We start from the raw sequence: 11,583 nt of genomic DNA on the forward strand, positions 1-11,583 counted from the left end.
ATGCCGCTGCGCGAACCGCTTTTCCAGCGAGTTGCGGTCATCGGGCTGGGCCTGATAGGTGGCTCGTTGGCCAGTGCCATTCGCAAAAATAGTCTGGCTCTAGATGTTGTTGGCGCAGACCTGCGTAAAGAAGATCTTGTGCTGGGCCAATCTTTGGGCGTGATTGATACGATCGCGGGTAGCACAGCGGAGGCGGTGCGTGGGGCAGATCTAGTTGTACTGGCGGTGCCAGTGCAGGCAACACGCAAGGTGTTGGAGGAAATTCGCCCGCATTTAGCGGCCGATGCCCTTCTTACCGATGTAGGTAGTACTAAATCTGGTTTTGTTAAGGATGTTGAGGCGGTGTTCGGAGAGTTTTCGCCCCGTATAATTCCAGGGCATCCGATTGCAGGGTCAGAACGCAGTGGTATTCGAGCCGCCAACCCGGATATGTTCACCCATCACAAGGTGATACTCACGCCACCCGATAACGTCAGCGCCCCCCATCTGAAAAAGCTCCGTGCATTGTGGGAAGCCTGCGGTGCCACTGTGCTTACCATGTCGGTGGCGTATCACGATGAAGTCTTGGCGGCGACCAGCCACTTACCCCATCTAATTGCTTTCTCGTTGGTAGATACGTTGGCCGGCGAAGACGAGAATATGGATATTTTCCGGTATGCTGCTGGTGGGTTCCGCGACTTCACCCGGATTGCAGCCAGTGATCCGGTGATGTGGCACGATATCTTTCTATCCAACCGCGACGCAGTACTTCGAGTCATTGACCATTTTACCCGGGATCTCGATCAGTTGCGCACGGCGATTGCCGATCAGGATGGCGCCACGCTGCTGCGAGTATTCAGCCGCGCCAAAGCGGCACGCGAACACTTTTCAAAAATGCTTTCAGGACAGGCTTACGTGACAAATAATAGTGAAAATCAAGTGACGTTTCGTCTTCAGCCCGGTGGTTCCGTAACCGGCGATATTCGAGTGCCCGGCGACAAGTCTATGTCCCACCGCTCGATTATGCTCGGGGCTCTCGCTGAGGGGATAACGGAAGTAAAGGGCTTCCTTGAAGGCGAGGACAGTCTCGCAACATTGCAGGCATTCCGCGATATGGGGGTTGCCATTGAAGGGCCGGATAATGGCTTTGTACGTATTCACGGCGTTGGAATGCATGGGTTGCAGCCGCCCCGCGGCCCGATATATTTGGGGAACTCCGGCACTGGCATGCGCCTATTTACTGGCCTGTTGGCGGCACAGCCTTTTGAGTCCGAGCTAACCGGCGATGCCAGCCTTTCAGTCCGCCCTATGAATCGCGTTGCAGACCCGCTGCGGTCTATGGGTGCTGTTATCGATACAGCGGAGGGCGGTCGGCCGCCTTTAAAAATTAGAGGTAGTAAGGATAAGAAGCTGGTCGGTATCCACTATGACATGCCGGTTGCTAGTGCTCAGGTGAAATCTTGCCTGTTGCTTGCCGGCCTATATGCCGACGGCACTACCTCAGTCACCGAACCCGCACCAACGCGGGATCACACTGAGCGTATGCTGGCTGGCTTTGGTTATAAAGTAGAACGCGACGGCCCAACTGCAAGCGTTACAGGTGGTGGCAAGCTAACAGCCAATGCGATTGATGTGCCTGCAGATATTTCATCAGCGGCATTTTTTCTCGTTGCAGCCAGCATTGCACCTGATTCGGACCTGATACTACGCCATGTTGGAATGAACCCAACGCGAGTAGGTGTTATCAATATACTGCAGCAAATGGGCGCAAATATTGACATTATGGATGAGCGTGAGATTGGCGGTGAGCTGGTTGCTGACCTACGTGTGCGCTCTGCTGAATTAAAGGGCATTGAGATCCCTGAAGATCAGGTGCCTCTGGCAATTGACGAATTTCCTGCCCTGTTTATTGCGGCCGCTTGCGCGTCCGGTCGTACGGTTTTGACCGGAGCAGAGGAACTACGGGTAAAAGAAAGTGACCGTATTCAAGTGATGGCGGATGGTTTGGCAGCGCTAGGCGTGAAAACTGAGGTTACAGAAGACGGTATTATTATTGAAGGCGGACAAACCATTAAGGGCGGCTCCGTGCACAGCCACAGTGACCACCGTATAGCCATGTCGTTTGCTGTGGCTTCCTTGCGTGCCACTGGGGACATCGAAATTAATGACTGCGCAAATGTTGCGACATCCTTTCCCGGATTTGTAGAGTTGGCGCAACAAACAGGTATCAAAATCTCCGCCGAGGAGGCCAAAGCTGGCGTTGAACAGGGAGCAGATTAATGTCGCAAGACAATGCACCAGTCATCGCAGTGGACGGCCCAGGCGGGTCTGGAAAGGGCACTGTTACGCAAATGTTGGCGAAAAAACTTGGCTGGCATTTGCTCGACAGTGGCGCGCTTTATCGGTTGACCGCGCTTGCAGCAATTCGCCAAAACGTGTCGCTAGATAACGAAACGGAACTTGTGCGCGTCGCTGCTTCACTCGATGTGGCTTTTGAACCCACACCGGAGGGGGAGCCTGCAAAAGTGATTCTTTCAGGTGAGGACGTTACCGCCGAGATCCGTACGGAAACCTGTGGCGACAACGCATCCCGTATTGCTGTAATGCAACCGGTTCGCGATGCTCTGTTACAGCGCCAGCGCGACTTCCAGCAAGAGCCGGGACTCGTTGCCGATGGACGCGATATGGGAACCGTTGTGTTTCCGAATGCCTCGGTCAAGATTTTCCTGACAGCCAGTGCGGAAGAACGAGCGCACCGGCGTTTTAGCCAGTTGAAGGCTGCGGGTGTCGATGTTAGTATTGACGCCCTTTTAGAAGAGATACGGGTTCGTGATGAACGGGATATGAACCGTTCCGCAGCCCCTCTCAAGCCCGCAGATGATGCGCAAGTCATTGATTCTACAGGTTTGAGTATAAAGGAGGTGTTAGACAGGTGTTTGGCCGCTGTAGGTCAGGCCTGACGGCACCTTTTTGGCGTTGAAATGCCGGGAACAGCGCAACCTGCCAGCCGCTGGCTGATTTCCGGAACTTATTAACAGACCGTGTTGCTGGCGACACGGAGCATACTTGCATTGAACCTATAGGACTCATAATGAGCGAGAGCTTTGCGGATCTTTTTGAAGAAAGTCTAAAAGAAATTGACATGAAACCAGGTTCCATCGTCCAGGGAACCGTAGTTGATGTCGATAGCGACTGGGTCACAGTTAACGCCGGGCTGAAGTCCGAAGGTGTTATCCCCGCCTCCCAGTTCCTGAATGAAAAAGGCGAGTTGGAAGTAGCTATTGGCGACCTTGTCGACGTAGCACTGGATGCAGTGGAAGATGGTTTCGGTGAAACCCGTCTTTCCCGTGAAAAGGCCAAGCGTGCTGAATCTTGGAAGGTGCTTGAGAAGTCCTTCGAAGCTGAAGAAGTGGTTAAAGGTATTATTAACGGTAAGGTCAAAGGCGGTTTCACCGTTGATCTGGCCGGTATTCGCGCGTTCCTGCCGGGTTCTCTGGTAGATGTTCGCCCGGTTCGCGACACTGCGCACCTGGAAAACAAAGAACTCGAATTCAAAGTTATCAAGCTAGACCAGAAGCGTAACAACGTGGTTGTTTCTCGCCGCGCCGTTCTGGAAGCTGAAAACAGCGCTGAGCGTGAAGCTCTGCTTGAAACCCTGACCGAAGGTCTGGAAATCAAGGGTATCGTTAAGAACCTGACTGACTACGGCGCGTTCGTAGATCTGGGCGGTGTTGACGGCCTGCTGCACATTACCGATATGGCTTGGAAGCGCATCAAGCACCCGAGCGAAATCGTAAACGTTGGTGACGAAATCAACGTTAAGGTTCTGAAGTTCGATCGTGAGCGTAATCGTGTATCTCTGGGTCTTAAGCAGCTGGGTGAAGATCCCTGGGTTGATATCAAAGGCCGTTACCCTGAGGGTACCAAGGTTACTGCACGCGTAACCAACCTAACCGACTACGGCTGCTTCGCTGAGCTGGAAGAAGGTGTTGAAGGTCTGGTTCACGTATCCGAAATGGACTGGACCAACAAGAACATCCACCCATCTAAAGTTGTTAATGTTGGCGACGAAGTGGGCGTGATGATTCTGGACATCGACGAAGAGCGTCGTCGTATTTCTCTGGGTATCAAGCAGTGTGTATCTAACCCATGGGAAGATTTCTCCGGCAACTTCAACAAGGGCGACCGTATCTCCGGTAAGATCAAGTCAATCACTGACTTCGGCATCTTCATCGGTCTAGACGGTGGCATTGATGGTCTGGTTCATTTGTCAGACATCAGCTGGAATGAAACCGGCGAAGAAGCCGTTCGTGAATACAAGAAGGGTGACGATGTTGACACCGTTATCCTGTCTGTAGATCCCGAGCGTGAGCGTATCTCTCTTGGTATCAAGCAGCTTGAAAGCGATCCGTTCGCTGAGTTTGTTCAGCTGAACGATAAAGGCTCCATTGTTAAGGGCACTGTTTCCGCCGTTGACGCTAAGGCAGCCACTATCGCTTTGAATGACGAAGTTGAGGCGGTATTGAAGGCGTCTGAAATTAGCCGTGATCGCGTTGAAGATGCGCGTAACGCTCTGAAAGAAGGCGAAGAAGTCGAAGCTAAGATTATCAGCATCGATCGCAAAAACCGCATCATCAACCTGTCTGTTAAGTCTAAGGACGTAGAAGACGACAAGCAGGCTATTGATACTGTGCGCAGTAAAGCTGCAGAATCTGCTTCCGGTGCGACCACCATTGGTGATCTCATTAAGGAACAAATGCAGCAGCAGAACGCCAATAAGGACTAATCTCCGATTGGTATGAAAAAAACGGGCTCTAAGAGCCCGTTTTTTTTGTGTTTTTTTTCGATTTAGCTAAACTGAAGAGGTGGGAATTCGGCAATAAACGGTCGAATAAAAAAGAAAAGAGGGAAGTACCACATGACGAAGTCTGAACTGGTCGAATTGATTGCCTCAAAACAAACACAGCTTTCTGTAAAAGATGTGGAGCTGGCGGTAAAAACAATTATTGAGCATATGTCCCAGTCGCTTGCCAATGGGCAGCGGATTGAAATTCGGGGATTTGGCAGTTTTTCGCTTCATCATCGGGCGGCCCGTACAGGGCGGAACCCGAAAACCGGTGAAGCTGTGCAGTTGCCGGCAAAGTATGTTCCACACTTCAAGCCCGGAAAGGAGCTCCGCGAACAGGTGAATGACAGTTTAAAACAAGGGTTTTAGGCTTTTCATCTTTGCGGCGAACCACCTATAATTCTGGCACTTAAAAGCATTTGGGAGAGCGAGATCTATGGCAGGATTGCAGAAGATCCTTTTGATTCTGTTGGTGCTGATCCTAGTGTTACTGGCGCTTGTTTTCTCTCTCAATAATCAGATGGCAGTGGCTCTCAATTTTTTGGTGTTCGAGACTAAGCCCCATGGTGTTGCCATTTGGATTATCATGTCTTTTATTGTTGGCGCTCTAGTAGGCATATTAATGACCCTTCTCGCCACATTCCGCACATCGGTTTCCCGTCGCACCCTTCAGAAACGGCTTGATCGCGCCGAGCAGGCATTGGAGAAGTCCAGAGCCCAAAACGACCAGGTCGTTTAATGGACATAGTGCTTCATTGGCTGCTGTTAACGATTGCAGTTGCCGTTGGCTGGTTTGTTGGGCGTCTGGGTAACGGCCGTAATCAAGCCCAGGCAAGGGTTGCAGACGAAGAATCCGTTAAAGATCGGCTGCAGTTTTTGTTTACGAACTACTCCGATCAGGCTGTCGACAATTTCGTTCAATCCCTTGCTGTTAATAAAGATACGGTAAGTCTCCATCTTTCTATTGGTCGTCACTTTCGCAATAAAGGTGAGACCGATCGAGCCATCTTGGTTCATCAGAACTTGCTTGCCAGGCCAGAGCTTCCTCCGCGATTCTCCCCTCAGGTAACGCTTGAGCTGGCCATGGACTTTCTCAATGCTGGCTTGTTGGACCGCGCTGAAGCATTGCTGCAGCAACTGATGGGTGATCGCGAGTATGGGCGCAAAGCTGCACAACAATTAATTGAACTGTATCAGCAAGAAAGAGAGTGGGGTAAGGCTGCAGACGTCGCGCGTACTCTAACCAGAAACGATGCAGATCCGAGCATGTTCAAGGATCTTGCCTACCTTACCTGTGAGTTGGCGGAAAAAGCTCTCGCGCAGGACGACCGCTGGGCTGCTCAAAAACTTGCCAAAGAAGCGTTGGATTACGATCACTCCTGCGTTCGTGCAACCCTTATACTGATGAAAATTCTGGTCCGGCAGGGCAGCTATCGGGAAGCAGGTAATCAAGGGCTAAAAGTTTTTGATCAGAACCCGGATTTTGGTCCAGAATCTATTGATCGATTAATGAAGCTAGAGCATGAGCATGGCGATATAGGCCGGCTCGTAAAAAAACTTCGCAAACTATACGAAGCCTATCCAAGTACCAGTTTGTTGCTGGCTTTGGCTGAGTCTGTTGAGCGGGACTCCGGTCGCCCTGCAGCTATCGACCTGTTACGTAGGGAGCTGGAAATTCGCCCCAGTATGCGAGGGCTTTTGCGGCTCGTGGAGATGGCAGGCTATGAGAAGGGCATGACCACAGACGAAGGTCGATTGGTGAGTCGTATCGGGCTCTTGATTCTCGCCAACAGACCGGTTTACCGCTGTGTAAGCTGTGGTTTCTCAGGCCAGCAACTTCACTGGCTGTGCCCGAGCTGTAAACAATGGGAAACTGTTCGCCCGATTCAGGGCGTTGAAGCTGAATAATTAGTTATCGATTCCCTCTACTATAAAACCCCGCAGGACATTTCAACGTGCAAACTTCTAACGACCCCAAAATTATCGTGGCTCTGGACTTCCCCTCTGCAAACCCGGCGCTGGAACTGGCAGATAAGCTGGACCCTGCCAAATGCCGGTTGAAGGTTGGCAAAGAACTCTTCACCCGCTCCGGCCCGCAGTTAGTTGAAAGTTTGCAGAAGCGCGGTTTTGATGTGTTTCTGGATCTGAAATTTCACGACATTCCCAATACCGCCTCAGCGGCCGTGGCTGCGGCGGCTGATCTGGGTGTGTGGATGGTGAATGTCCACGCCTCGGGCGGCGCGAAGATGATGCTGGCCTGTCGCGAGCGGCTGAATCCCTTTGGCAAAGATAAGCCTTTGTTGATCGCCGTTACGGTGCTGACCAGCATGGGTGCTGAAGATCTTGCAGGAATTGGTATCACAGGCTCGCCGGAAGCTCAGGTGTCCCGCTTGGCAACACTAACCCGGAATTGTGGTCTGGACGGCGTAGTCTGCTCCGCGCAGGAAGCGAAGAAGCTGAAAACAGAGCAGGGCATCGATTTCAAGCTGGTTACTCCTGGAATCCGGCCCCTGACTGCCGACAAAGGCGATCAGCAACGCATCATGACCCCCAGCGATGCCCTCCAAGCCGGTTCCGACTACCTTGTTATAGGTCGCCCGATTACCCAGACGGCTGATCCACTGGCAGCGCTTGAGGCCATTCATGCTGAGGTGATCGGGCTTTAGCTTGGTGTTTTGATTGGGCTTCGGCCCTAGCCTTTTAGTTTTGGTGCAAGGAATGGTGGGAGCGCCCTCCCAAAAACCGCTACGAGCACATCCATGTGCGCTTGTCTTCGGCCATCCTTGGCCTACGACATTTTTGGGAGGGCGCTCCCACCATCCCACTCTGTCTCCTCAGTTATCGCATTAAAAAACGAAACTTAATTTCATTGATATCCATTTGATGGTACCTGACGCTTACGCATTTTAAATGCTTCAGATAACTCAGTGATAGGTGAAGGGTGGCTGGCAGGGCTTTCCAAAACTGTAAAGGGCCATGGATGGCCCGAAGCAAGCGCACATGGAGGTGCTTGTAGCGTGTTTTGGAAAGCCCTGCCAGCCACCCCTATCTCCCAAACCAAACAGGCTAGGGCTACAAGCAAAAGTTCACGAACAAAAAACAAAAAACCCGCTAACTCAAAGAATTAGCGGGTTTTAAAATAGTGGCTCCCCGAGCTGGGCTCGAACCAGCGACAAACGGATTAACAGTCCGTTGCTCTACCAACTGAGCTATCGGGGAACGTCGTCGTGTGACGAGGCGCGTATATTAAGAGTACACCGCCGCCTCGTCAACCCCTTACCGAAATTTTTAGCTCAAAGCTTTCTGTAAACGCTCAATTGCCTTCTCCAGATTGTCCATGCTCGTCGCAAAACTCAAGCGCATGTGCCCAGCGCAACCGAATGCAGAACCCGGAACCAGTGCAACACCAGCTTCACTCAACAGCTTCTCTGCGAACTCTACGTCGTTGCTAACGCCAGAGGCGGAATCAATTGCGGCCTGAAAGCTTGGGAATACGTAGAAGGTACCGTCGCCTTTTAGACACTCGACGCCTGGTAGCTTGTTTAGGGCCGCTACCAGCCAATCGTGGCGTTCTTTAAATGCCTTAACCATTTCACCCACACAGGCTTGATCGCCATCCAGTGCGGCCGTAGCAGCCGCCTGCGAGATAGAGCAAGGGTTTGAAGTGCTTTGGGACTGAACTTTCTTCATAGCCCCAATAATCTTAGCCGGGCCCGCGGCATAGCCGATGCGCCAACCAGTCATTGAGTAGGCTTTGGATACGCCGTTTAGCACGAAGGTGCGGTCGTATAACTCGGGGCAGGCGTTGAGGATGTTGCAGAACGGCTGACCTGTCCAGAGGATAGGCTCGTACATATCATCCGTAGCGATCATGATGTTCGGGTGCTTCTTCAGCACCTCGCCAATCGCCTTCAGCTCTTCCATGGTATAAGCCATGCCGCTGGGGTTGGAAGGGCTGTTAATCACGAACAGACGAGTACGCTCAGTGATGGCGTTTTCCAACTGCTCCGGCGTAATTTTGAAGCGAGTGTCTGCGCCAGTTTCAATGATAACTGGCTTGCCTTCAGCAACCAGTACCATATCTGGGTAGGATACCCAGTAAGGCGCGGGGATAATGGCTTCGTCCCCGGCATTCAGAGTGGCTAGTGCCAAGTTGAAAAAGCTTTGCTTGCCACCACTTGATACCAGTATCTGGTTGGCTTCGTATTCCAGACCGTTGTCCCGTTTGAACTTCGCAATAATCGCTTTCTTCAGGGCTGGCGTACCATCTACAGCAGTGTACTTGGTTTGGCCGTTACTAATGGCCTCAATGGCTGCCTGTTTGATGTGCTCGGGGGTATCAAAATCCGGCTCGCCTGCACCAAGGCCGATAATATCCTGACCTGCTGCGCGCAATTCGGCAGCTTTGTTGGTGACTGCGAGGGTGGGGGATGGCTTGATTGCCTGTACTCGGCTGGAAAGTTGAAGGTCCAAACTTGCGCTCCTTAAAGCTGCGTCTGATAGGTCCGTGACCGGCGGGGTGTCTGAATCCTTGCCTTATGGCGGCTGATTTTCGCCCAGCCGTCGATCACGTTGATGGTACCATGAAGCCAGCGTAACAATAAATTTCTCTCTGTAGCCACATCCTGTAAGGGTAGGATATGGCAAGGATTCATAGGTTGAGTGAGCGGAGGTTGTGTGCCGATTATGGCCAGTAGCGATTCCAGCAAATTAGGCAAAGAAGGCGTTTTTAAGGTTGATTCGCCGTTTGAACCAGCCGGTGACCAACCAAAAGCGATTGCAGGGCTGGTGGACGGTATTCATTCCGGCCTTGCGCATCAAACACTATTGGGGGTGACCGGATCGGGCAAGACATTCACCGTTGCTAAGGTTATCGAGTCAGTACAGCGGCCGACCATTGTGATGGCCCACAACAAAACGCTGGCTGCGCAGTTATACGGAGAGTTCCGCGAGTTTTTTCCGGATAACGCTGTGGAATACTTCGTGTCTTACTACGATTACTATCAGCCGGAGGCTTATGTTCCCTCGTCTGATACCTTTATCGAAAAAGACGCCTCCATTAACGAACACATTGAGCAGATGCGGTTGTCTGCCACCAAAGCCCTGCTAGAGCGCCCGGATGCGATTATTGTTGCAACGGTATCGGCCATTTACGGTTTGGGTGATCCAAAGTCCTACCTAAAAATGATGCTGCACATGGACCGGGGCGACAAGATCGACCAGCGGCATATTCTGCGCCGGTTGGCTGAGTTGCAGTACACGCGTAACGACATTGAATTCCATCGCGCAAATTACAGGGTGCGGGGGGATGTCATTGATGTGTTCCCCGCGGAATCAGAAAAAGAAGCGATTCGTATTGAACTGTTTGATGACGAGGTGGAAAACCTCAGTTATTTCGACCCGCTTACGGGTGAGGTTTTGCGGCGTGTTCCTAGAGTCACAATTTACCCTAAATCGCACTATGTAACACCGCGCCAGACCGTTCTGGATGCAGTGGAGCGCATAAAGGTTGAGCTGGATGAACGCTTGCAGCAGTTGCGTGACAACAACCGTCTTGTAGAGGCCCAGCGCTTGGAAGAGCGTACCCGCTACGATATGGAAATGATGAATGAGTTGGGTTATTGCAACGGTATAGAGAATTATTCACGCTACCTCTCGGGCCGCCCGCCCGGTGAAGCGCCGCCAACGCTTTTTGATTATCTGCCGCCGGACGCACTTCTGATTGTTGATGAATCCCACGTGACCATTCCGCAGATCGGTGCCATGTACAAAGGCGACCGTTCCCGGAAAGAAACCTTGGTGGAGTATGGGTTTCGCTTGCCGTCCGCACTGGACAACCGGCCCATGAGGTTTGATGAATGGGAGCGGATAGCGCCCCAGATGATCTTTGTCTCGGCCACGCCCGGCAATTACGAAGCAGAACATGCCGGGCAGGTAGTAGAGCAGGTTGTTAGGCCCACAGGCCTATTGGACCCGGTGATAGAAGTGCGCCCCGCGTCGACACAGGTTGACGATCTGCTCTCGGAAATCCATTCCCGAGTGAAGGTTAACGAGCGGGTTTTGGTAACCACGCTGACCAAGCGCATGGCAGAAGATCTGACAGACTTTCTGATGGAGCACGATGTACGCGTGCGCTACCTGCACTCGGATATAGACACGGTAGAACGGGTAGAAATCATCCGGGATCTGCGCCGGGGCGAGTTTGATGTGCTTGTGGGGATTAACCTGCTGCGTGAAGGTTTGGATATGCCCGAGGTGTCTCTAGTCACCATTCTGGATGCCGACAAAGAAGGTTTCCTGCGCTCCGAGCGGGCGCTAATCCAAACAATTGGTCGAGCTGCCCGTAACCTCAACGGTAAAGCCATTCTTTACGGCGACCGAATTACCGGCTCTATGCAGAGAGCTATTGATGAAACGGATCGCAGGCGCACCAAACAGGCTGAGCACAATGAAGCTCACGGCATAACGCCCACAGGGCTAAACAAGAGCATTGCAGATATTATGGAAGGCGCCGGAGGCGGCGGTCGCGGCCGACGCAAAGCCGAACGGCCTGGCGAGAAAGCGGCCGAAGAGGCGGAGCAGTATCGAACAAGGGTTGGCAGTCGCTCGCCGCAAGACCTGCTTAAAGAAGTGTCGCGGCTTGAAGATGAGATGTACAAAGCCGCAGCGGATCTCGATTTTGAGGCTGCGGCCCGTTTGCGGGATGAAATCGCGGGTCTTAAAGAAGCCGCTCTGCGAACCGGTTAATTTGTGCGTAA

The 11,583-nt window shown here is 52.2% G+C and carries 9 protein-coding genes and 1 tRNA gene; 8 read left to right on the forward strand and 2 right to left on the reverse strand.

Features of this window, described 5'->3' with window-relative positions; translation table 11 throughout:
• From MWU62_RS13000 to pyrF, 7 genes are all read left to right on the forward strand, one after another.
• The gene (locus MWU62_RS13000) at positions 1-2,259 is read left to right on the forward strand and encodes a bifunctional prephenate dehydrogenase/3-phosphoshikimate 1-carboxyvinyltransferase (protein WP_247115373.1); all 2,259 of its coding nucleotides are present in this window, start codon (positions 1-3) and stop codon (positions 2,257-2,259) included.
• Positions 2,259-2,939, forward strand: a complete 681-nt coding sequence (gene cmk, locus MWU62_RS13005) for a (d)CMP kinase (protein ID WP_247115322.1) — start codon at positions 2,259-2,261, stop codon at positions 2,937-2,939. Before MWU62_RS13000 ends, cmk begins: the two co-directional genes overlap by 1 nt.
• A 131-nt stretch (positions 2,940-3,070) precedes the next feature.
• The gene (gene rpsA, locus MWU62_RS13010) at positions 3,071-4,765 is read left to right on the forward strand and encodes a 30S ribosomal protein S1 (RefSeq protein ID WP_200366096.1); all 1,695 of its coding nucleotides are present in this window, start codon (positions 3,071-3,073) and stop codon (positions 4,763-4,765) included.
• A 132-nt stretch (positions 4,766-4,897) separates the two neighbouring features.
• On the forward strand, positions 4,898-5,194 hold the full coding sequence (locus tag MWU62_RS13015; protein ID WP_100640373.1) for an integration host factor subunit beta: 297 nt from the start codon (positions 4,898-4,900) through the stop codon (positions 5,192-5,194).
• Between the two features lie 67 nt (positions 5,195-5,261).
• Positions 5,262-5,564: a LapA family protein gene (locus MWU62_RS13020; protein WP_200366091.1), complete on the forward strand. Its 303-nt coding sequence runs from the start codon at positions 5,262-5,264 to the stop codon at positions 5,562-5,564.
• Positions 5,564-6,733 (forward strand): lipopolysaccharide assembly protein LapB, encoded by a 1,170-nt coding sequence (lapB, locus tag MWU62_RS13025; protein WP_200366089.1) that lies wholly within the window; start codon positions 5,564-5,566, stop codon positions 6,731-6,733. The genes MWU62_RS13020 and lapB overlap by 1 nt, the downstream gene beginning before the upstream one ends.
• 47 nt (positions 6,734-6,780) lie before the next feature.
• Positions 6,781-7,491, forward strand: a complete 711-nt coding sequence (pyrF, locus tag MWU62_RS13030) for an orotidine-5'-phosphate decarboxylase (RefSeq protein WP_200366087.1) — start codon at positions 6,781-6,783, stop codon at positions 7,489-7,491.
• Between the two features lie 477 nt (positions 7,492-7,968).
• On the opposite strand, the gene MWU62_RS13035 is transcribed toward pyrF, so the two are convergent.
• Both MWU62_RS13035 and MWU62_RS13040 read right to left on the reverse strand, forming a co-directional pair.
• Positions 7,969-8,044: transfer RNA gene (locus tag MWU62_RS13035), tRNA-Asn, on the reverse strand.
• Positions 8,045-8,113: 69 nt separating this feature from the next.
• Positions 8,114-9,298 carry a pyridoxal phosphate-dependent aminotransferase gene (locus tag MWU62_RS13040; RefSeq protein ID WP_247115323.1) on the reverse strand — a complete coding sequence of 395 codons (1,185 nt, stop codon included), beginning with the start codon at positions 9,296-9,298 and terminating at the stop codon, positions 8,114-8,116.
• Between the two features lie 213 nt (positions 9,299-9,511).
• On the opposite strand from MWU62_RS13040, the gene uvrB reads away from it, so the two are divergent.
• Entirely contained in the window at positions 9,512-11,572 is a 2,061-nt protein-coding gene (gene uvrB / locus MWU62_RS13045) for an excinuclease ABC subunit UvrB (RefSeq protein ID WP_200366478.1), read from the forward strand.
• Positions 11,573-11,583: the final 11 nt, after the last annotated feature.

It is taken from the genome of Marinobacter sp. S6332, assembly GCF_023016045.1.
GTDB lineage: Bacteria > Pseudomonadota > Gammaproteobacteria > Pseudomonadales > Oleiphilaceae > Marinobacter.